Here is a 21,316-nt window from a genome sequence, read left to right on the forward strand (position 1 = left end):
CCCGGACCTGGCGTTCGGCCCAACTGGGCCCGCTAAGGTCCCCGCGGCCCAAGGGCGCGGAGCAGTTCGTCGGCCTTCTCCAAGTTTCGCTCGGCCAACGCGAGCGCCGTCTCGGCGACCTCGCGAACGGCCTCGCTCGACGGCACGGCCGGATCGAGAGCCGCCAATTGCCGGCGGAGCCCGCCGGTCAGGCTCCTCAACCCGGCCGCGACCTGTGGGATGTGCTCCGCACGGGAGCCGAGATCCTCACCGGCCTCATGGCGACGGCGGAGTTCGAGCAGCGCCAAGCGGACGGCCTCGGCATCCGGGGCGACGCCAAGCGGGACGACGTTGGTTATGCGACCAACCCTCAGGCCGCCCGAACGGTGGCGAGGAACCTCTTCATCTCGCCCGATAGCCGCTCGGCGTGCTTCGCGACCTCGCCCGAGGAGCTCAGCACCTGCGTCGCGGCGGCGCCCGTCTCGCCGGATGCGGTCGCGACCGCCGCCATGCCCGAGGTCACCTCGCCCGAGCCCTGGGCCGCTTGCGACACGCTGTGCAGGATCTCCCGCGTCGCCGCACCCTGCTGCTCCACTGAGGAGGCAATCGAGCCGGTCGCGGCGTCGATCTCGCGGATGCGCGCCACGATCCGCCCGATGGCGTCGACCGCCTGCCGCGTCGTATCCTGCATGGCCGCGATCTGTCGCCCGACCTCCTCGGTCGCGCGCGTTGTCTGTCCGGCCAGCTCCTTCACCTCGCTTGCGACCACCGCGAAACCCTTGCCGGCCTCGCCTGCCCGGGCAGCCTCGATGGTGGCGTTGAGGGCCAGGAGGTTCGTCTGCGAGGCGATGCCCGAAATCATGCCGACGACGTCGCCTATGCGCGCCGCGCCCTGGCTCAGCTCCCTCACGAGCCCCGAGGTCTGGTCGGCCTCGCCCACCGCGGCGCCGGCCAGCGCGACCGAGCCTTCCACTTGGCGCGCGATTTCCGTGACCGACGCGCCGAGCTCCTCCGCGGCGGCTGCAACGGTGGACACGTTGGCGGAGGTTTGCTCTGCCGCCGCGGCGACGCTTGCGGATTGCTGGGCCCCCTCCGTCGCGCTCCCCGTCAGGCTCTGCGCGGTGACATGCAACTCGGTGGCCGCCGCCGAGAGCATGCTCGCGATGGAGCCGACCGCGGTCTCGAAGCCCGCGGCCATCTCGTCGAGGCCGGCCTTGCGTCGCGCTTCCGCCTCGTCGCGGTTCCTCGCGACCTCGCCCTCAAGCTCGCGGGCATGGATGAGGTTGTCCTTGAAGACCTGCACGGCGCGCGCCATCGCGCCGATCTCGTCGCCGCGCTCCCGGCCGCTTACCTCGACCGCGGTGTCGCCGGCCGAGAGACGGCTCATCGTGGCGGTCATGCGGTCGATCGGCCGGGCGACGCGCAGAAGGCTGAAGAGGACCGCCGCGAGGCCGACCACCAGTAAGGCTGCCGAGTTGCCGAGCGTGACCAGCCTCGCCCGCTCGCCGACCGCGACGGCCTCGTCGCGCGCGGCGTCCGCCTGCCGGCGGGCAAACGCGAGACCTTCCTCCAAGGCCACCAGGGCGGCATCGTAGGTCTTGCGTCCCTCGTCGCGGAAAAACCGCATCGCCTCGTCGTGACCGACCGCGCGGTCCATCCGGACGACCTCGGCCCAAGTCGCCTCGCTCGTCGCCCAGGCCTTCTTGAAGCGGTCGAGGAGAGCCTTCGCCTCCGCGGTCGAGGCGAGCGCCTCGTACTCGCCGAGCATCTGGCGAAGATGGTCTGCCTCCTTGCGGATCATGTCGAGTGACCCGGCCCGGATCTCCTGCGTTTCGCTGCTCATGTAGCGGTAATGCCGGACGCGATGCGTGGCCACCGACCTCTCAATGCCGCCGAGCACGGCCGTTGCGGGCAGTTGTTTCCCCGCGAGTTCCGCAACCCCCTCGTTCAAGAGGCCTATGGAGCGGAGCGCCCACCCGGTTGCACCTACTGAGAGCAGGCAGAGCGTCAGGACGAGTCCGACAAGCGTGGTCTTGAGAGAGAGTTTCACGGCCCCTTCACCCCTGTTTCGATTGGACGTGGCTAGAATGGCCGTGAGGTCTTGATGGTGCGCTGACACGTTCTCCTGTTGTCGGCTGCATCGCCCTGAATATGAGACAGAAATTCTGTCAGAACGTTCCGGGGTCGACCGGCATCCGGATGGAATGCGATATCATGTGTCAGGGGCCCGAGCTTGAGGGCTTGGCGCGGCATGCCCGACGCCGACGCCTGCGGGACTCTAAGTTGCTGCCATGCGGGAATGCGGCCTCAAGGGACCGCCGCCCTCGCGACCGGTGCGAACGCACGAACGAGGTCGCGGTCCAGCTTGGCCCCCATGCCTTGGAGGACGGCATACGCCCCATCGGCCGGCATCGGGGCCTTGTAGGGGCGACGCTCGACGAGGGCGGCAAAGATGTCGCACACGGTCACCAGGCGAACCAGGTCCGGCACCTCCGCTCCCCACAGGCCGTCCGGGTAGCCCGACCCGTCGAGCATCTCGTGGTGCGAGCGCGCCACGGCGAGCATTTCGCCGGCGTATGCCTGGCCACGCAACATCTCGTAGCCGAGGACCGGATGCGCACGCATCGCCGCCGCCTCGGCCTCGTCCAGGCGACCGGGCTTGCTCAGGATGGCATGTGGCACGAGCGACTTCCCGATGTCGTGCAGGAGCGCCGCCTCGGTCAGGCGACGCAGATCCTTGCTGCGCAATCCGATGCGGATGCCGAAGCCCGCCGCGAGGCCGGCGACCAGGAGGCAGTGCTGATGCGTGCTGTCGTCGAAGCGCCGGACCACGTCGAGCCACGCCGGAAGGTCCGCGCGGCGCAGGGCGCCCTCGATCAGCGCGGCACCCGCCGCGACGGTCTCGGGCTCGACGGTCCCTCCGCGGCCGAGTGCCAGTATCCGCGTGAGGACGGCGTCCGCCCGGGCCACGGCCTCGGCGGGCGCCAGGTCGGCCCCTTCGATGTCTGGGACCGGACGGAACGCCTCCGCCAGCAGCGCGGGCGCCTTGTCGGCGGGTAGCAGATGCGTCGCCCCGAGGGCGAGCGCCTGGGAGCGGGCACGGGGCGTGTCCTCGTGCAGCAGGCACACCAGGGGCGGACGACGTTCACCGAACCGGTCGAGGTGGCGCCTGATGCCCGCCACCGGGGCCGAGCCCCGGAACGTGACGTCGGCAACGACGGCCCGGACGGCTGCGGGATCGGGCAGGAGCCCGGCTTGGCCGGGGTCGAGCAGGTCGATGACCAGGCTGGGGCCGAGGTCGGTGAGATCGCGGGCGAGCCGGCCGGCCCGCGCGGGCGTGTCGGTCAGCAGGAGAAAGGCGCTCACGGCACGCTCCGGCGCAGACCCGCGCCTGGGCGAGCCTGTGGTTCAGGGAGGCCCACCCTAGCGTTCCGCCGCGGTCGTTCTCTTAAGTTGATTGTAGGAACCACGGCGATTGCCGGCGTCGATGTAGCCCTTGGTGACAGAGCTCGTGCCATTTAATCGGTTGGTGACGGAAACCGTGACACGAAGCCTTCCAGCAAATAGGCCGGTTGCGCCTCGGGAGGGGAACGGGATGCCGACACGAGCGCTGATGCGACCGCAGGCGGCGGCCGAGGGCGGTGCGGCCCCGCGCGCGTACTCCTCCCGCCATTTCCTCAAGCTCATCGAGGACACGGGCAAGGTGAGCTTCTGGTCGGCGGATCTCCGCGCCGAGCGGCTGGACGCCTCGCCAGGCCTCTACCGCATCCTCGGCCTCGATCCGGCCTCGGAGCTGACCTTCGGCTTCGGCCTCGACATGATCCATCCCGAGGACCGGGCCGAGCACGGGGACCAGATCGCGGTCCTCCGGTCCGGCCAACCGGTCAGCCGGGAGTTCCGCATCATCCGGCCGGACCGGACCCAGCGGTGGATCCTGCACCATGCCGAGGTGATCCTCGGCTCGGACGGGTCTCCTGGCCAGGGCTTGGGCGTGGTGTTCGACGTCACCGCCCGGCACGAAGCCATGAACGCGCTCATGCAGCGCCATGACCGGCTCAATGCCCTGGTCGCCGCCACGGCATCGGTCTTCTGGGTCAACAAGGCCAACGGCGAGCCCAGCGAGATGCCGCAGTGGATGGCCCTGACGGGCCAGAGCCACGCGCAGATGCAAGGGTTCGGCTGGCTGGACGCCGTCCACCCCGACGACCGGGCACGCACCCAGGCGGCCTGGACGACGGCGGTCGAGCACTCGGCACCCTACAACACGGATTATCGCGTCCTGTGTGCGGACGGGATCTACCGCTGGTTCAATGCCCGCGGCGCGCCGGTCCTCAACAAGGACGGCTCGGTGCGCGAGTGGGTCGGTGTCTGCCTGAATGTCCCGGGGCGGAACCGATACGGCGGGTCTTCGCCCGACGCGTCCTCCCAACCGACGGCGCACCCGCTCTCGGCGGAAGGGGACCTGACCCCGGCCCAGGTCCGCGCGGCGCGGGCCATGGCCTGCCTGTCGAAGGAGGAGCTCGCCAAGTTGGCGAACGTGTCGGTCTCCACCATCAACCGGCTGGAGGATGCCGGCTCCCCTATCCGACCCCGGCTCGATACGGTCCTCGCCGTACGCCGGGCCCTGGAGGAGGCCGGCGTCGTCTTCACCTTCGAGCCCGGGGCCAAGCCTGGCGTCCGCGAGGCCTGAGAGCGGGGCGTCCCTTGGAAGCGCCGAACGTCGCCCCCGGCCGTTTCGGGCGCCCGCTCCGGTTGGAGGCTTCGCCCGAAGTCAGGGTGTCGGGAGGGGCACGGCGATGTCGTGCGGTGCGTCCCGGACCGAGCGCAACTCGTACCAGAGGGCGTTCAGGACCCCGGCGGCCGCGGCCAGTCCGAGGCCGAGAACCCAAGCAAAGTACCACATCGTCGATTCCTTCGAGGTTGGTGGGGAGGCCCGTCAAAACGGGGATGTGCCTCAGTAGGCCGGCGAGCCGGGAGCGGTGATGTCGCGCTCGGAGACCTTGCCCCGGAGCACCCGGTAGACCCATGCCGTGTAGGCGAGGATCAGCGGCAGGAAGACCACCGTCGCGATGAGCATGTTGCGCAGCGTCGCCAGGCTGGAGGAGGCATCGAACACGGTGAGCGCGTGGCCCGGATGCGTGCTCGACGGCAGGATGACGGGGAACATCGCGAGGCCGACGGTGGCGATGATGCACGCGATACCGAGCTTCGAGGCCAGCAGCGTCAGGCCTTCCCGGCCGGCGCGAAAGCCCGCCGCGGCGAGAAGCGGGGCCATTGTCCCGATGAACGGCACGAGGGCCAGCGCCGGATGTGCCCGGAAGTTCGCGAGCCACGCGCCGGCCTCCGTGACGACCTCCTTGGCCAGCGGGTTGGAGGGGCCGTCGCCGGAAAGCTGGGTCACCACCCGGTAGCCGCCGAAGGCACCGGCCCAGACCAGCAGGCCGCCGAGCGCGAAGAGCGCCGTGGTGGCGAGCGCCGCCTTCACCCCGACGGCGCGGGCGCGCGCTGCGACCGGTCCTTCCGCCTTGAAGGTGAGCCAGGCCGCCCCGTGGGCGACCAGCATCGCGACCGAGAGGAGGCCGCAGAGAAGGGCGAGCGGGTTGAGCAAGTCGAGGAGCGTGCCCCCGTAGATCGGGCGCAGGTCGTCCGTGAAGTGGAAGGGAACCCCCTGGAGGACGTTGCCGACGGCGACGCCGAAGATCAGGGCCGGCACCGCCCCGCCGACGAAGAGCGCCCAGTCCCAGCCCGAACGCCAGGCCGGGCTCTCGTTCTTCGAGCGGTACTTGAAGGCCACCGGCCGCAGGATCAGCGCCAACAGCGCCAGGAACATGGCGAGGTAGAAGCCGGAGAAGCTGAGAGCGTAGAGCGCCGGCCATGCGGCGAAGATCGCGCCGCCGCCGAGCACCAGCCAGACCTGGTTGCCTTCCCAGGTCGCGGAGACGGTGTGGATGGCCACCCGCCGCTCGACATCGATGCGGGCCACGAAGGGCAGGAGCGCACCGACGCCGAGGTCGAAGCCATCGGTGACGGCGAAACCAATCAACAGCACACCGAGGAGCACCCACCAAGTCAGGCGAAGCGTCTCGTAGTCCGAGAGGAATGCGAACATCGTGGGGATTCCTATGCGAGGGCCATGCAGGGCCGAAAGAGGAAGGAGGACGGTCCGCAGCCGGTCACTCGGCCGCGGCCAGGCGCGCCTCGTCCTTGGTCACGCCGACGCCCGGAAACAGCGCTGCCGGGTCCTCGGCCAGTGTCTCGGGGCCCTTGGCGATGGCCCGCAGCATCAGCCGGACCTCCACCACCGCGAGCGCGCCGTAGACGAGGGTGAAGCCGGCGATGGTGATCAGCAGGGACGGGATGCCGAGCTCGGAGGTGGCGAGCGCGGTCGGCAGCACGCCCTCGATGATCCAGGGCTGACGGCCGAACTCGGCGACGAACCAGCCGAACTCGATGGCGATCCACGGGAGCGGCAAGGCGAGCAGCGCGGCCCGGAACAGCCAGCGCGGCGCCCCGGCCTCACGCGCCGTGTACCAGAGCGCGGCGCCGAACAGGGCGATCAACAGGAACCCGCAGGCCACCATGGCCCGGAAGGTGAAGAAGATCGAGGGCACGTGCGGCACGGTCGACCACGCCGCCCGCTCGATATCCGCGTCGGTCGCCTTCAACGGGTCGCCGATGAGCGGCTTCAGGAGCTGGGCATAGCCGAGATCCTGTTGGGTTCGGGCGAAGGTTGCGCGGGCGTCGGCGTTCGTGCGGTCGGCCTTGATCCGCTCCAGCGCGTCGTAGGCGACGAGCCCGTTACGGATGCGACCTTGGGCGTGTTCGACCAACTCGGTGATGCCGGGGATCTGGGTGGTGAGTGAACGCGTGCCGATCAGGCCCATGGCCCACGGGATGTGGACCGCGTAGCGGGTCGTGCGGCTCTCCAGGTCCGGGATGCCGACCGCCGTGAAGGCGGCGGGCGCCGGCTCGGTGTGCCACATCGCCTCCATGGCGGCGAGCTTCATCTTCTGGTGGTCGGTGATGGCGTAGCCGCTCTCGTCGCCGAGCACGACGACGCTGAGAGCGGAGGCGAGGCCGAAGGCCGCCGCGATGGCGAACGAGCGCTTGGCAAGCTCCAGGTGCCGGCCCCGCAGGATGTAGAAGGCGGAGACGCCGAGCACGAACACCGCGCCGCAGACATAGCCGGCCGAGACCGTGTGGACGAACTTCGCCTGGGCGACGGGATTGAAGATCACCGCGGCGAAGTCGGTCACCTCCATGCGCATCGTGTCGGGGTTGAACAGGGCGCCGACGGGGTTCTGCATCCAGCCGTTGGCGATCAGGATCCAGAGCGCGGAGAAGTTCGTGCCGAGCGCCATCAGCCAGGTGACGACGCAGTGGGCGAGCGCCGTGAGCTTGTCCCAGCCGAAGAAGAACAGCCCGACGAAGGTCGCCTCCAGGAAGAAGGCCATCAGGCCCTCGATGGCGAGCGGGGCCCCGAACACGTCGCCGACATAGTGGGAGTAGTAAGCCCAATTCATCCCGAACTGGAATTCCATGGTCAGGCCGGTGGCGACGCCGATGGCGAAGTTGATGCCGAACAGGAGGCCCCAGAACTTGGTCATGTCGCGCCAGACCTTGCGGCGCGTCATGACGTAGACGGTCTCCATCATGGCGACCAGGATCGAGAGCCCGAGCGTCAGGGGCACGAACAGGAAGTGGTACATCGCCGTCAGCGCGAATTGCAGGCGCGACAGGTCGACGAGCAGCGGATCGGTCATGGAGGTCTCCTGGTCCGGCCGTATCCCTCGCCCCGCGACGTCCCCGGGGCCTTGAGGCAGATCAAAGCCGGCCCAGGCCGCGCACCCCACAAGGCGGCATGCCCCGCCAGAGAACATTCCGCGCCCGTCCGGACCGCGCGTCGCCCGAGCCCGCCGCCCTCGGCCTCGCCCGTCGGGAGGCGCGGGCGGGACTGCGCCGCATCCACGGGCTGCACGCCCTGCGTTCCGCCACGACGCTCGCCGGCGCCGTGGCGCTGGCGCGGTTCGCCGGCTCAGTCATCGAGACGGGGCATCTCGACGGCCCGGCCGTCGGGCTCGCGGTGGTTTGCGCCCTCGGCGGGGCCTGGCTGGGTGCCGTGACCGAAACGCGCGGTGCCTGCCTGGAGGCGGAGGTCGGCGCGAGGCTCATCGACGCCGCGGAGGCGCAACTCGCGACCATGCCGGCGCGCGCCGCGTGCGCCCTGCCGCGGGGCGCGGTGGTCGCCGGGATGCTGCGCCACCCGGGGGCGCTCGCCCGCCTCGTCGTCGGGCACGCCGCGGCACGCCGGATGATGGCTCTCGGACCCATGCTGACGGCGGCCGCCGTCGCCCTGGTATCCTGGCAGGCCGCGATAACCCTCCTGCTCGCGACGCCCGCGATGGTCGTCTTCTTCGCCCTCGTCGGCGGGATGATCCGCGACCGGGCCGCGGCGCAGGAATCGGCGCTCGGACGGCTCGCGACCCAATTCGCCGACCGGGTGCGCACGCTACCGACTGTCCTCGCCGCGCACGGGCTCGCCCGGGAGACGGCTAAGCTCGACCGGCGGCTCGGGGCCTATGCCGACGGCACCATGGGCGTGCTGGCGGTCGCCTTCCTCAACGCGGGCGTGCTCGACTTCTTCTCCTCGCTCGCCGTCGCGATCCTCGCGGTCTTCCTCGGGCTCGGCCATCTCGGCCTCGCCGAGGTGCCGGGCTTCGCCCACTTGGCACTGTGGCAGAGCCTGCTGATCCTGCTGCTCGCGCCCGAGTATTTCTCGCACTTCCGTCGCTACGCCGAGCTCTACCACGCCAAGGCCGAGGGCGAGGCCGCCGCCGATGCCCTTGCCTGGGCGTTCGCGCCGGACGGCGCGGCCGGGACGTCGGACCCGACCTCCAGCCTGGGGTCGCCGGGCACCCGCGGCCTCGTCCTGCCACATGCCGGTCCGGTACCGGATTTTGGCCTGCCGCGAACGGGTCTCGTCGCGCTCACGGGGCCGAGCGGTGCCGGCAAGTCCACCCTGCTGCGGGTGCTCGCCGGGGTCGAGGCGCCGCTCGCCGGCACGGTGCTGCTGCCGTCGGAAGGGCCGAGGACCTGGGTTTCCCTGGAGACGCCCGTATCGGCCGGAACGCTCCTTCACGCGCTCACCGAAGGCTCGCCCGCCACGCCCGAGGCGGTTGCGGAGGCAGCCGCGGCGCTCGGCCTCGCGGACGATCCGCACTGGCCCGGGGGCCTCGACGCCCCGGTCGGGGCGGGCGCGGAGAACCTCTCCGGCGGCCAGCGCGTGCGCGTCGGGGTGGCGCGCCTCCTGCTGCGGCCAGGCATCGCCTTCTGCGACGAGCCGACCGCCAAGCTCGATTCCGTCAACGCGGGGCGGGTTCGGCGCGCCCTTCGGAGGGCCGCCCAGAGCCGCCTTGTCGTCGTGGCGACCCACGATCCCGCGCTCATGGCCATAGCCGACCTGCGCGTGAGCCTCGGAACCGCACCCCTCCCTGAAAGGCAGGCCGCATGATCCGCCTCGGCAACGACCCGGCTTCGCCCGGGAACCGCCGCGCGTGGCGCCTCGCCTTCGGACTTGCGGCGATGGCGCTCGCCGCGAACGTGGCACTCGCCGGCACCGCCGTGACCTTCCTGGCGGCGGTGGCGCTGGCCGGCGCCGCGCCGGCGGCGTTCGCCTTCAACTTCCACCATCCGGCCGCCATGGTCCGTCTCCTCGCGCTGCTGCGCACGGGCGCGCGCTACGGCGAGCGCATGGCCGGCCACAGGGCGGCGCTCGCCGACCAAGTGCGGCGGCGGGCGAGCCTGTTCGCGGCGCTGGCGCGGGCGCCGGAGAGCCGCGGCGCGGGCTGGCAGCTCGGTCGCCCGGAGCGGCTGGCCGACTACATCGACGACGTCGCGGACGTCGATTACGCCCGGCTGCGCGTCGGGTTTCCCCTAGCCCTCACCGGGACGGCGCTGCTCGCGCTCTTAGCCGCGACCGCGTTCGTCGCGCCCCTCGCCCTTCTGCCGCTCGCATTGCTCGCGACGACAAGCCTCCTTCTCGCGCGGCGCACGGCCGACCACCTCGTTGCCTGCGAGGTGCGGATGCGGGCCACGCGCCGGGCGGCAGCCGCGAATCTCGGCGCGGCGCTCGCGGGCGCCGTGCCACTCGACGCGGAGGGCCGACGCGCGGCCGCCCTGCGGAGCGCACTCGACCAAGTTCGCGACGCCGAGCGGTCGGCGGCTCGCGAGCGGCGGGCGCTCGCGCGGTTCGAGGCATTGTTGGCGCTCGCCGGTCCAGCCGCCGCCCTCGCCGTGCCGGCGGCCGCCTGTAGCGCCGGGGCGCGCGGCATGGGCCTTCTGCCCGCGGCCTTCCTCGCCTTCGCCTGGGTCGGGCTCGCCGAGCCGCTGCTCGCGCTTCCCCGCGCACTTCTCGGCGCCGTCCGCGGTCGCCTCGCCCGGGCCAGCCTTGCTGCCGGGGAAGGCGCGGGCACGGAGATGAACCCCATGGTTGGAACAACGTCGGGCTCGCTTACCCTGTACGGCCTTCGGCTGCGTGCCCCGGATGGGCGGGACCTCGGCCCGGCCCCGGACCTGTCGATGGAGCCCGGCCTCGCCCTGGCCGTCGTGGGCGCCAGCGGCTGCGGCAAGACCACCTTGCTGAAGGCGCTCGCGGGCTGGTGCGAGGATCGGCCCGGCGAAGTGGTCCGGCTTGGCGGGGCGGTCGTCCCCGCCGCCCGGCGGCGCGCGCTGACCTACCTCGGACTGCACGACGCGGCAGTGCTCGCCGACACCGTCCGGGAGAACCTGTTCGCGCCCGCGGCGTCCGACACGGAACTGTGGGCGGCGCTCGCGGCGGTCGAGCTCGATGCCCGCATCCGTTCGGCGGGAGGCCTCGATGCCTGGATAGGGGAAGGCAGCCTGTCGCTCGGCGAGGCCCAGCGCCTCAACCTAGCCCGCGCGGCCCTGTGCGCAGCTCCCCTCATCCTGCTCGACGAGCCTGCCGAGCATCTCGGCGACGACCAGGCCGGGCGTATCCTGCGACGCCTCCTGGCGGGCTGGCGCGACCGTGTCGTCGTGCTCACGAGCCACCGCCGGGACCTCGACCTTCCGGCGCGTGTCGTGGCGCTGGAGCCGGTGGCGTCCGCGCCGTGTTGAGGGTCGATGCCGGGGTTCGTGGCGGTGCGTAACTCGACGCCCCGGACCCCGCGACCGCTGCGGTTGACCTCCGCTAGCCGGCGCGTGACCGGCAACCCACGATGCCGCGCACTTGCCCCCTGTTGGACGATGATCAGGGAACGAGAACGGCCACGCCTCGCAGGGTCCCGGACCGCTGCGCCGCGATGGCCTCGTTCACCCGAGCCAGCGGATAGGTGTGCGTGTGGGTCACGATGCCAACCTGCGGCACAGTCGCGAAGAAGGAGAGCGCGTCCTCGCGGGTTAGGTTCGCCACCGAGAGAACGGCTCTCTCGCCCCAGAGCAGGTTGTAGGGGAAGGCGGGGATGTGGCTCATGTGGATGCCGCCGCAGACCACTCGTCCCCCCTTCCGCAGGGCCCGAAGGGCCGTTGGCTCCAGGCTTCCGTCGGGCGCGAAGATGAGGGCGGCGTCCAGTGGTTCGGGCGGCGGGCCGTCGGAGTCCCCGGCCCATACCGCGCCGAGCGAGCGGGCGAAGGCCTGCGCCTCCCGGTCGCCAGGGCGGGTGAGCGCGAACACGCGCCGTTCCTGCCAACGGCAGACCTGCGCGACGATGTGGGCGGCCGCCCCGAAGCCGTAGAGCCCCACGGTCCCGGCCTCGCCGGCCATCCGCAGGGTGCGCCAGCCGATCAGCCCAGCACAGAGCAGCGGCGCCGTCGCGACCGGGTCGAGGGCAGGGTCGAGCGGGACGGTGAAGGCAGCCTCCGCCGCGAGTTGGCTCGCGAAGCCACCGTCGCGCGTGCAGCCGGTGAAGCCGGGCGCGTCGCAGAGGTTCGCGCGGCCAGTCGCGCAGTACCGGCAATGCCCGCAGGCGTGCCCAAGCTATGGGACACACACGCGAGCACCCGGTAGAGGTGCCCTCAAGCCTTTACCGACTGCTTCCACCGTGCCGACGACCTCGTGGCCCGGCACGATGGGATAGACCGCCTGGGGCAAATCGCCGTCGATGACGTAGAGGTCCGTGCGGCAGACCGCGCAGGCCTCGACCCGGATGCGAACCTCGCCGGGCCCGGGCTCAGGGTCCGGCCGCTCCTCGGGAACGAGGGGACCGCCGACCTCGCGCAGCACCATCGCCAGCATCGGCGAACCTCAGCATGCGAGGGTCAAGCGGTCCTCGACGGCCCGGACGCCGGGCGCGGACCAAGCGGCGCGCTCCGCGAGCTCGCGCTCGCGCCAGACGTCGACGCAGCCGTCCAGGGTGACCTTGTCGCCGTCCACGCGCACGCGAATGGTATCCGGGTCGCGCGCGCTCCGCCGCAGGGCCGCGAGGATGCGGGACTTCACCTCGGTGGCCTGGGCCGGCGGCTTCGCGGCGATCTTGTTGACGATGTCGGTGACCCCGGCGAGACGCCGCAGCGCCTTATCGACGGCCGCCTTCTGGTGGTAGTACGGCACGCACCCGTCGAGCGTGACGCAGCCCTTCTCGACCTTGAGCGTGACCGAGTCCTCCGGGATGCGCACGTCCCATTCCAGCACCCGCGCGCAGCGCTCGGCCAGGGCCTCGTCGCCGACGCTGGGATTGTCGGGGTAGCGAACCTCGATCCGCTCGACCACGCCCCGGACGCCGCGGACCCGGAGCGTGACGCGCTCGGCGATGCCCTTCTCCGCGTAGTTCCGGACGTGCCCGGTCAGGGTCACGATGCCGTTCTCGACCGTGACGCCGATCTGCGCCGCGTCGATCATCGGGGCGTATTCCAGCTCGTCGAGCACGTGCCGGTGCACGGTGATGTCGTCCATCGCCCGTCTCCTCGGTTCGGTAGGGTTCAGAGGGCGAGCCAGAGCAGCGCCGGCGTCACCGCCGACGCCGCAATGGCCAGGGCCAGGGCCTGCAGGCTTCCGATGCTCCGGTAGCGATAGCCGTCCGCGACGAACCGGGGGCCCGCGTCGTTCCGCGGCGCCAGCCTGACCGGTACCCGCACGCGGCGCACCGTCTGGATGTAGGTGGTTCGAAGCACCAGGGTCATCGTTCGCTCCCGTCTTGCTTGACGAAAGCCATCCTGCCGGCGCGCACCTAGGGCGCCTTGATCCTCCTCAACGCCGCCTGCCCCGTCCGCCGGCACGGTCGACGCCGGGACCAGCCCCGCCGGGAGGCCGACATGGACGCGACGCTTGGAACGAGGGAGCGCCACGAAGGCGGTCGTCGGGGCGACGGATGCGCACTGGCGTTCGTGCCCGGGCCGCTCGGACCGGACAGCCTCCGGCGGATCGACGCCTACTGGCGCGCCGCGAATTACCTGTCGGTCGGGCAGATCTACCTCATGGGGAACCCGCTGCTGCGCGAGCCGCTCAAGCCCGAGCACGTCAAGCCGCGGCTTCTCGGGCACTGGGGCACGACGCCCGGCCTCAACTTCATCTACGCGCACCTGAACCGGGTCATCCGCCAGCGCGACCTCGACATGATCGCGGTCTGGGGACCGGGACACGGCGCGCCGGGGCTCGTGGCCAACGCGTACCTAGAGGGCACCTACGGCGAGATCTACCCGGACGTGGTGGGGGACCTCGACGGCATGGCCCGGCTGTTCCGGCAGTTCTCGTTCCCCGGCGGCATCCCGAGCCACGCCTCGCCCGAGCTGCCCGGCTCGATCCATGAGGGCGGCGAGCTCGGCTATTCCCTAGCGCACGCCTTCGGCGCTGCCCTCGACAACCCGGAGCTGGCCGTCGCCTGCGTGGTCGGCGACGGCGAGGCCGAGACCGGGCCGCTCGCCGCCGCGTGGCACTCGAACAAGTTCCTCGACGCCCGCCATGACGGGACCGTCCTGCCGATCCTGCACCTCAACGGCTACAAGATCGCCAATCCGACCATCCTGGCCCGCATGCCGCCGGAGGAGCTGCGGAGCCTTCTCGTCGGCTACGGCTACGAGCCGACCTTCGTCGAGGGTGACGAGCCGGCCCCGATGCACCAAGCTATGGCCACGGCCCTCGACGCGGCCTTCGACGCCGTTGCGGAGATCCGGAGGCGCGCCGGCCGAGGCGAGGCCGGGCGACCGCGCTGGCCCATGATCGTGCTGCGCAGCCCCAAGGGATGGACGGGACCGAAGGCCGTCGACGGCAATCCGGTCGAGGGGACGTGGCGCTCGCATCAGGTGCCCGTGGCGGCCACGCGGGAGAACCCGGAGCATCTCGCCATCCTGGAAGCCTGGATGCGCTCCTACCGCCCCGAAGAACTGTTCGCGGAGGACGGCTCGCTCGTGCATGACCTCGCCGCGCTGCCGCCGAAGGGACAGCGTCGCCTCTCGGCAAACCTGCACGCGAACGCGCACCAGAGCGCGCCCTTACGCCTGCCGGATCTTCGGCGCTTCGCCGTCGCCGTGCCCGAGCCCGGCCGATCCCGGGCCGAGGCGACGCGCGCGCTGGGCACCTACCTGCGGGCAGTCCTCTCCCTCAATGCGGAGGCGCGCAACTTCCGCATCATGGGTCCCGACGAGACCGCCTCGAACCGCCTCGACGCGGTGTTCGAGGTGACGAACCGGGCTTGGCAGGAGGAGATACTGCCAGGCGACGACCACCTCGCCCGCGACGGCCGGGTCATGGAGGTGCTGAGCGAGCATCTCTGCGAGGGCTGGCTCGAAGGCTACGTCCTCACGGGACGGCACGGCCTGTTCGCCACCTACGAGGCCTTCGCGCACGTGGTCGATTCGATGGTGAACCAGCACGCCAAGTGGCTGAAGTCCTCGCGCGACCTGCCCTGGCGCCGGCCGGTGCCCTCGCTCAACATCCTGCTGTCGTCACACGTCTGGCGCCAGGACCACAACGGCTTCAGTCACCAGGACCCGGGCTTCATCGACTTCGTCGCGAACAAGCGCGGGGACACGGCCCGCATCTACCTGCCGCCGGACGCGAACACGCTGCTCTGCGTCACGGACCACTGCCTGCGCACCTACGACCGCATCAACGTCGTCGTGGCCGGCAAGCAGCCGGCCCTCCAATGGCTCGGCCTGGACGAGGCCGCGAGGCATTGCACAGCCGGCGCCGGCATCTGGGACTGGGCCACGAACGAGGGCGAGGCGGAACCGGACGTCGTGATGGCCTGCGCGGGTGATGTCCCGACCATGGAGACCCTCGCCGCGGTCGACTGGCTGCGCCGGCATGTCCCGGAGCTGCGGGTGCGGGTCGTGAACGTCGTCGACCTGATGACCCTGCCCGCGCGCGAGACGCACCCGCACGGGCTCGACGACCCGACCTTCGACAGCCTGTTCACGCGCGACCGGCCGGTGGTGTTCGCCTACCACGGCTGTCCATGGCTCATCCACCGGCTGACCTACAAGCGCACGAACCACGGCAACTTTCACGTGCACGGGTTCATCGAGGAGGGCACGACGACGACGCCCTTCGACATGTGCGTGCTGAACCGGCTCGACCGCTTCCACCTCGCGCAGGCCGCCCTGCGCGCCGTCCCGCGTCTGGGAGCCCGGGGCGAGCACGCCGAAGAGGCGCTCCGGGATGCGCTGGCTACCCATTGCGAGCATGTCCGACGGACCGGTGACGACCTGCCGGAAGTGCGGGACTGGGCCTGGCCAGCGAGCCACGCCCACGAGCATCCCGACCGGCGCAGCATCGAGGGCGACATCATGCAGTGCGGCCCGGCCGAAGCCGGCACCGGGGAGCCCAAGCCGGGCGAGACGGTGGACGACTGGACGATCATCGCCTGAGGCCAAGCGATGATCCTCGTCCTCAACGCCGGCTCCTCCAGCCTGCGCTGCGCCCTGTTCCGGCCTGGCGTGGGAGCGCCGGCTTGGCGCGCCCACGTGGCCGGGATCGGGTATGAGCCGCACCTCGCCGTCGATGGCGCCCCTCGGGAGGGCGAGCGCCCCCCGGTGGGCTGTCACGCCGCCGTCGCCCGCTGGCTGTTCGAGCGGCTGCCCGCGGCGCCGACCGCGGCCGGGCACCGCGTCGTCCACGGCGGCCGGCAGCACGCGGCGCCGGTGCGCCTCGAAGCGGAAGTGATGGCAGCGCTGGAGTGTCTCGTGCCGCTGGCGCCGGCGCACCAGCCGCAGGCGCTCGCCTGCATCCGCGCGGCCGGTGAGACCTGGCCCGGCCTTCCCCAGGTCGCCTGCTTCGACACGGCCTTCCACCGAACCCAGGACAGGCTCGCGCAGCTCTACCCGCTGCCGCGCGCGCTTGTCGACGAGGGGCTCGTGCGGTTCGGCTTCCACGGCCTGTCTTACGCCCACGTCGCCCGGACGTTTCCGCATGGCCGTGTCCTGGCGGCCCATCTCGGGCACGGGGCCAGCCTGTGCGCGATCCGCGACGGGCGCAGCGTCGCCACGACGATGGGCTTCACGACGCTCGACGGGCTGATGATGGGCACCCGCAGCGGAGCGGTCGACCCGGGCCTCGTGCTCCACCTCATCCGCGGGCGCGGCCTGTCGCCCGACACGGTGGCCGAACTCCTGAACGAGCGGTCGGGGCTGCTCGGCGTCTCGGGCCTCAGCGCCGACGTTCGGGTCCTGGAAGCCAGCGAGACACCGGAAGCGCGCGAGGCCCTCGACCTGTTCGCCTACAGGATCGTGCGCGAGGCGGGCTCCCTCGTCGCGGCGCTCGGTGGCCTCGACGCCCTCGTCTTCACCGGCGGCATCGGTGAACATTCGGCGCAGGTTCGGGCCGCCGTTTGCCGGGGGCTCTCCTTCGCCGGCGTCGTCCTCGACGTGGCCGCCAACGCCCGTGGCGGTGAGCGCATCGAAGTCCAGAGGGCGGCGGTAAAGGTCCGGATCGTGCCCGCGGACGAGGAACGCGAGATCGCACTGTCGATGGCCGGCCTGCTGGCTCAGTGGCGTAACGGCCGGGACCGCTTGTGGTTCGGGCGAGGATGATCTGGGCCCAGCCGGCGCGTAAGGGGCAACGTCGTTGCGCAGCTTGGGATCAGACTTTAATTATTCCAACTCGAAGAGAGCCGTGAGAAGGGGGTGCGTCCGTCCGTGCCATTGTGAGAATGAACCGCAGGAAGCCCTCATCCATTCGCCACCTGAGACGGTACGGCGGTTGCAGGCTCTACGACCCCGAGAGCCAGGCTCACCTGTCGGCGCATGACGTCGAGCGGCTCATCCGTCAGGGCGTCAGGATCAGCGTGCGCGAGGTCGAGACGGGGCAGGACGTGACCCACGAGATCCTCCCGCCGAACCTGCAGTAAGGGTCATGCCGGGCAGGGAGATCCGACACATGACTGCCCCGGTGCGCTGGGCGAGGACTTTCGGGGGGTGGCTGCCGTGGCCAAATGCCGGAGGTGACGTTCAAGGCGTGTCCGTCTTGCTCGACCCGTACGCCGGCGCCTGCAGGCACCGCAACGACAAGCGGCCGATCTCGTGGGCGCATGCGACCGGCAGGTCGAGCCAGAACGCGCGCCACAGGGCAAGCCATTCCGGCTCGGCCACGGGCAGTTCCGGGCGGGGAGATCCCACCGGCAAGGTTCGGGACGTCGGGGTCATGGATGGCCTCCCACGCCTGCCGCGTCGACGCGGGCGACCGTGAACGTGCGGTACACCTCGTCCCCCGTTTCGCGGATAGAGACGTACTCGCCCTCGATGAAGGCGTGTGTGCCAAGCCGGTAGCCGGGCTCGTCGTACTCGTTCGTCCAGTCCTCGTAGTCGATCAGCCAGGTGGCGCCGCCATCGCCGCCGGCGCGGTGCACGAGGCGACCGTGCCGGTCGCGTTCGCCCGTCCAGAAGCGGCGCACGCGGCAGTGGTCACGGGCGTCACGCCAGAGCACCGAGTCGAGGCGTCCGTCTGGGCTGAGCGGTGCCACGATCTCGTAGCCGCGGCCCGCGCTGCCGTCGGGATGCTCCGGGCAGCGCGCCAGCGTCAGGGTCACCCGGTGCAGCGTCGCCGGAGCACCCGGCTTCCCGGGCCGCACGAACCGCGAGGCGATGGCGTCGATGCCGTGCGTTCCATGGGACATGGCGGATCTCCTCAGCTCAGGGCGACGATGCGGTCCTCGACGGCGCGCACGCCCGGCACCGACCAAGCCGCGCGCTCGGCGGCGTCGCGCTCGGCCCACGCCGTCACGGCACCTTCCAGCGTGACCTTGTCGCCCTCGACCCGGACGGTGATGCTGTCGGCCTCGAACATCGCGCCGCGCTTGAACGCTTCCAGGATCTTGTCCTTGATCAGGGTCGGCCGGACCTCCGGCCTGACCTCGATGAGGTTCGACACGCCGACGACGCCGGAGAGCTTCCTCACGGCGGCCTCGGCTCCCATCGCCTGGTACTGCCAGGGCACCGCGCCGGTGAGCGTGATCCAGCCCTTTGCGACCTTCACCTGGATGGCGCTTTTCGGGAGGTGAACCGACCAGTCGATGATGGCGAGCGCCCTGGCGGCGATCTGGTCGTCCTCGATCTTCTTGGCCTCGGCGTACCGGACCTGGATCTCCTGGGCGATGGCGCGCACGCCCTTCACGCGGCGCGCCGCGTTCTCTGCCTCCACCTTCTCGGCGTAGCTGCCGACGTGGCCCGTCAGGGTGACGACCCCCTCCGAGACCACGACGCCGATCTCGGCCGCGTCGAGGCTGGGGTCGAAGTCGAGCTCGTCGAGTACGTCGCGGCGCAGGTCCTTGTCGGTCATGGCGTCCCTCCCGGTTGCCGTCCTTGTCGAAGCGATGTCGAGTCTGGACGCCTCAGGCGGACGAACCTTGATCCAGCGCAACGCCGACGCGTTCCGCGGCCCGGGCGAGCGCGGCGCATTCCTCCATCTCCCTGCGGAGGGACGGAGCGTCTCGTCGATGCCGGCGGCTCCGAGTTCCGCCTGAAGCATCTCCAGGAGCGGCTCGTCGGCGGTGACGACGCCACGGTCCGTGAAGGACTCGATGAAGCGGCCGGCCGCATCCTTCTCCAGGCGCATCCGCTCGCAGGCCCAACCCGCCAGGAGCAGGTTGCGCCGCGTGCGCACGCGGAAGCGCCGCTCCTCGTCGTGCACGAAGCGGCGCTCGAAGGCCTGCTCGCGCTCGTCGAAGGTGGTCATGGGGAACGTCCATATCGCTACCACGGGGACCATGCCGGGCGTGCCCGCCGACCGACGGGCGATCATCCGACGGCTGCGGAGGCCGGCCTTGATCTGGCTCAAGGCCCAGCGCTCCTCTGGCGGCGGCGTCCGGGTCCGGCCCGAACCTCCCGATTGACCGCCGAGCTTTGACGCAGATCAAGGCCGGTCGGGAACGCCCGTCGTTCAAGCAGCGGAGACCGCAATCTGTCTGGCAATGCCCTCGGAGCCAGCCATGCCCGAACGTCGCCAGGTCACCCCCGCGCCGTCGCACCCGCAGGATCAAGGCATCCCGGCGAAACCATCCTAGGACGGGGGCGCGAAGTCCGACGACCAGGGCGTTCCCCTGGCGGCCTCGGCCCTCGTCATCGCGGTGGTCCTGCTCGTCGTGAGCACCATGGCCTGACATGGCGGCGGGTTCGCGCCGCCCCGATGCGACTCCCGCCGCGGCGGGTCACCCATGAGCCCTACGGAGCCCGCCATGCCCTCTTCCGCCGACAAGCCGGAGCCGTTCGATCCCCTCGGCATCGCCGCCGCCATGGGCGAGTGGTGCTGCCTTCTCAAGGCGGCGCAGGAACTCCGGGACGTCGACGCGGAGATGATGGACACGATGCTGGAAGCCGACGCGGCCGGTACGACGCCCGTAGGCCCGGAAGCCGCCACGAAGGTGCGCAGCATCGCGAACCTGATGCGAAGCCTGAACCTCGACCCCGAGGCCATCCGGCGGAACGAGCCCGAGACCATGCGCAGGCTTGAGGCGGCTTGCCTGGGCTGCACGGAACGCAGGCGCTGTGCCCGCGAGCTCTGGGTCGGGACCGACGCCGGCACCTACCAGGAATTCTGCCCGAACGCGGCCCCGCTTGACCACCTGCGACGCCTGCGCAGGGGTTCGTGCTAGGGGGAACGAAGGTTTGAGTGCCAGAGCCGTCGCTGCCTGCCTTAGGCCGCGATGCGCGACCCTTGCTGCTGGAGGCAGGTCCATCGACCGTCCTCCGACTGCCTGATCAGCGCGAAATAGGCGCATCGCGGCTCCACCTCTGGCAAGGCCACGCCCAAGCGGTCGAGATACTTCACCTTGAACGACGCCATCGATTGCGCCCGGAAGCTCATGTTCTCAAGTGAGGGTCCCTTGAGGAGGTTCGCCGACCCGGAAAAAACCTCGCAGCCCGTGTCCGACATCCCGGCGTAGAACTTGGCGTGGAAGTCCTGCTTGCGCAGGTTGGCGGCGACGAGCTTGTTTTCGAGGCCGTACTCGGCAAGGAGTCTGTGATCGAGTCCGTCCACCTCCTCCAGTACCTTCTTGTAGCTGGTGAACGAGGCGCTTCGCGTCACGAACGCCGATTTCCTGGGATCGAGCAGCGAGAGGACCGCTTGCCAGGCATTGAGCTTCTGCGCCGCCTTGAGGTACTGGTGCCCCACGAAGGGGACGGTCACCAGAATGCGGTCCACGGTCAGGTGCCACCGGATCGCAAGCTTGTGCAGGAAGGACATCGCCTCGTCCTTGCTGAAAAGTCCGTCGAGCGTCTCGGGCAGGTCGGCCCCGGACACGTCGGCGAGGAGAAACTCATCGACGGGCTGAGGCTCCCCGTCCCACGCGAACTTGGCGTAGAAGGTCGCGCGATGACCGGCGCCGCACGTGCAGGGTACGTCGACATGAGCGACGACGTGCTCGTACTCCGGCACTCGGTTGCTCGCCAGGCAGTGGGTTATCGCCGAGCCGTACGCGGCCTGGATGTCGCCGGCGGCCGCCAGCAGGGCCGCCCTTGCGGCCTGTTCAAGGTTTTCACCGACTTCGCCGCAGACGTAGAGCGGCTTGGCGCCGTAATCGAACCGGTGGCGAACCTCGTTCATCTTCAGGTTGTGCTGAACAATGGCCGTCGCCAGGATCGCGGGGTCGCCCTCGTAGGCGCCGTCGTGCCTTTCCGCGATGTGGTACGCGGCCCCCGACTCATCGGGGTTCATCACTTGAATGACGAACCGCTTCGAGCAGGAGCAGCAGTCCAGCCCCCACCACCCCTTATCGTTCACGGCAGTGAACTTCACTTCCGTGTAAGGGTGCGGCGTCGCGCAGTGCGGACACTTGGCAACCCTCTCGCGGCGTCCGTGAACCATGTAGCGACCATCCGATGCCGAGACGCCCGTCGGGCTTCGGCCGTCAGGATATCACGGTGGCGGTCGTGGAAAGGCATGGTGCTG

The 21,316-nt window shown here is 70.7% G+C and carries 19 protein-coding genes and 2 pseudogenes; 7 read left to right on the forward strand and 14 right to left on the reverse strand.

Translation table 11 applies throughout. From position 1 onward, the window contains the following. Positions 1–32 precede the first annotated feature (32 nt). The 3 genes from MFF26_RS04215 to MFF26_RS04225 form a co-directional block, all read right to left on the reverse strand. A complete protein-coding gene (locus MFF26_RS04215; RefSeq protein ID WP_238307576.1) occupies positions 33–287 on the reverse strand; it encodes a hypothetical protein in 255 nt (84 codons plus the stop codon). A 62-nt stretch (positions 288–349) separates the two neighbouring features. Next, on the reverse strand, positions 350–2,029 hold the full coding sequence (locus MFF26_RS04220; protein ID WP_238307577.1) for a methyl-accepting chemotaxis protein: 1,680 nt from the start codon (positions 2,027–2,029) through the stop codon (positions 350–352). Positions 2,030–2,286: 257 nt separating this feature from the next. After that, a complete protein-coding gene (locus MFF26_RS04225; protein WP_238307578.1) occupies positions 2,287–3,345 on the reverse strand; it encodes an HD-GYP domain-containing protein in 1,059 nt (352 codons plus the stop codon). A gap of 229 nt (positions 3,346–3,574) precedes the next feature. Between MFF26_RS04225 and MFF26_RS04230 the strand changes: the two genes are divergently transcribed. Next, positions 3,575–4,669, forward strand: a complete 1,095-nt coding sequence (locus MFF26_RS04230; protein WP_238307579.1) for a PAS domain-containing protein — start codon at positions 3,575–3,577, stop codon at positions 4,667–4,669. Positions 4,670–4,750: 81 nt separating this feature from the next. Here the strand turns inward: MFF26_RS04230 and cydX are convergent, their stop codons facing one another. From cydX to MFF26_RS04245, 3 genes are all read right to left on the reverse strand, one after another. Further along, entirely contained in the window at positions 4,751–4,882 is a 132-nt protein-coding gene (gene cydX / locus MFF26_RS04235) for a cytochrome bd-I oxidase subunit CydX (RefSeq protein ID WP_238307580.1), read from the reverse strand. A 51-nt stretch (positions 4,883–4,933) separates the two neighbouring features. Continuing rightward, positions 4,934–6,088: a cytochrome d ubiquinol oxidase subunit II gene (gene cydB, locus MFF26_RS04240; RefSeq protein ID WP_238307581.1), complete on the reverse strand. Its 1,155-nt coding sequence runs from the start codon at positions 6,086–6,088 to the stop codon at positions 4,934–4,936. A gap of 64 nt (positions 6,089–6,152) precedes the next feature. Further along, on the reverse strand, positions 6,153–7,742 hold the full coding sequence (locus tag MFF26_RS04245) for a cytochrome ubiquinol oxidase subunit I (RefSeq protein ID WP_238307583.1): 1,590 nt from the start codon (positions 7,740–7,742) through the stop codon (positions 6,153–6,155). A 98-nt stretch (positions 7,743–7,840) separates the two neighbouring features. On the opposite strand from MFF26_RS04245, the gene MFF26_RS04250 reads away from it, so the two are divergent. Continuing rightward, the gene (locus tag MFF26_RS04250) at positions 7,841–9,490 is read left to right on the forward strand and encodes an ATP-binding cassette domain-containing protein (RefSeq protein WP_238307584.1); all 1,650 of its coding nucleotides are present in this window, start codon (positions 7,841–7,843) and stop codon (positions 9,488–9,490) included. Then, a complete protein-coding gene (locus MFF26_RS04255; protein ID WP_238307586.1) occupies positions 9,487–11,115 on the forward strand; it encodes an ATP-binding cassette domain-containing protein in 1,629 nt (542 codons plus the stop codon). Before MFF26_RS04250 ends, MFF26_RS04255 begins: the two co-directional genes overlap by 4 nt. Before the next feature lie 133 nt (positions 11,116–11,248). Here MFF26_RS04255 and MFF26_RS04260 read toward each other — a convergent pair. From MFF26_RS04260 to MFF26_RS04270, 3 genes and pseudogenes are all read right to left on the reverse strand, one after another. Beyond that, positions 11,249–12,232, reverse strand: a pseudogene (locus MFF26_RS04260) (zinc-dependent alcohol dehydrogenase family protein). A 9-nt stretch (positions 12,233–12,241) separates the two neighbouring features. Then, on the reverse strand, positions 12,242–12,889 hold the full coding sequence (locus tag MFF26_RS04265) for a BON domain-containing protein (RefSeq protein WP_238307587.1): 648 nt from the start codon (positions 12,887–12,889) through the stop codon (positions 12,242–12,244). Positions 12,890–12,915: 26 nt separating this feature from the next. Continuing rightward, positions 12,916–13,116, reverse strand: coding sequence for a hypothetical protein (locus tag MFF26_RS04270; RefSeq protein ID WP_238307588.1), 201 nt, complete (start codon positions 13,114–13,116; stop codon positions 12,916–12,918). Between the two features lie 132 nt (positions 13,117–13,248). On the opposite strand from MFF26_RS04270, the gene MFF26_RS04275 reads away from it, so the two are divergent. The 3 genes from MFF26_RS04275 (at position 13,249) to MFF26_RS04285 (ending at position 17,279) form a co-directional block, all read left to right on the forward strand. Beyond that, positions 13,249–15,801: a phosphoketolase family protein gene (locus tag MFF26_RS04275; protein ID WP_238307590.1), complete on the forward strand. Its 2,553-nt coding sequence runs from the start codon at positions 13,249–13,251 to the stop codon at positions 15,799–15,801. 9 nt (positions 15,802–15,810) lie between these two features. Next, positions 15,811–16,962: an acetate/propionate family kinase gene (locus MFF26_RS04280; RefSeq protein ID WP_238307592.1), complete on the forward strand. Its 1,152-nt coding sequence runs from the start codon at positions 15,811–15,813 to the stop codon at positions 16,960–16,962. 119 nt (positions 16,963–17,081) lie between these two features. Next, entirely contained in the window at positions 17,082–17,279 is a 198-nt protein-coding gene (locus MFF26_RS04285; protein WP_238307593.1) for a polyhydroxyalkanoate synthesis regulator DNA-binding domain-containing protein, read from the forward strand. 100 nt (positions 17,280–17,379) lie between these two features. On the opposite strand, the gene MFF26_RS04290 is transcribed toward MFF26_RS04285, so the two are convergent. From MFF26_RS04290 to MFF26_RS04305, 4 genes and pseudogenes are all read right to left on the reverse strand, one after another. Further along, positions 17,380–17,574 (reverse strand): hypothetical protein, encoded by a 195-nt coding sequence (locus MFF26_RS04290; protein WP_238307594.1) that lies wholly within the window; start codon positions 17,572–17,574, stop codon positions 17,380–17,382. Then, positions 17,571–18,044 carry a hypothetical protein gene (locus tag MFF26_RS04295; RefSeq protein WP_238307595.1) on the reverse strand — a complete coding sequence of 158 codons (474 nt, stop codon included), beginning with the start codon at positions 18,042–18,044 and terminating at the stop codon, positions 17,571–17,573. The genes MFF26_RS04290 and MFF26_RS04295 overlap by 4 nt, the downstream gene beginning before the upstream one ends. 11 nt (positions 18,045–18,055) lie before the next feature. Further along, positions 18,056–18,706, reverse strand: coding sequence for a BON domain-containing protein (locus MFF26_RS04300; RefSeq protein WP_238307711.1), 651 nt, complete (start codon positions 18,704–18,706; stop codon positions 18,056–18,058). Positions 18,707–18,916: 210 nt separating this feature from the next. Next, positions 18,917–19,168, reverse strand: a pseudogene (locus tag MFF26_RS04305) (ATPase inhibitor subunit zeta); the annotation flags it as partial. 433 nt (positions 19,169–19,601) lie between these two features. Between MFF26_RS04305 and MFF26_RS04310 the strand changes: the two are divergent. After that, on the forward strand, positions 19,602–20,018 hold the full coding sequence (locus MFF26_RS04310; protein WP_238307597.1) for a heavy-metal resistance: 417 nt from the start codon (positions 19,602–19,604) through the stop codon (positions 20,016–20,018). Positions 20,019–20,059: 41 nt separating this feature from the next. Here MFF26_RS04310 and MFF26_RS04315 read toward each other — a convergent pair whose 3' ends face one another. Next, complete coding sequence (locus MFF26_RS04315) at positions 20,060–21,232, reverse strand: phospholipase D-like domain-containing protein (RefSeq protein WP_238307598.1); 1,173 nt, start codon at positions 21,230–21,232, stop codon at positions 20,060–20,062. Positions 21,233–21,316 lie beyond the last annotated feature (84 nt).

This window comes from Methylorubrum suomiense, from assembly GCF_022179765.1.
GTDB classification, from domain to species: Bacteria; Pseudomonadota; Alphaproteobacteria; order Rhizobiales; family Beijerinckiaceae; genus Methylobacterium; species Methylobacterium suomiense.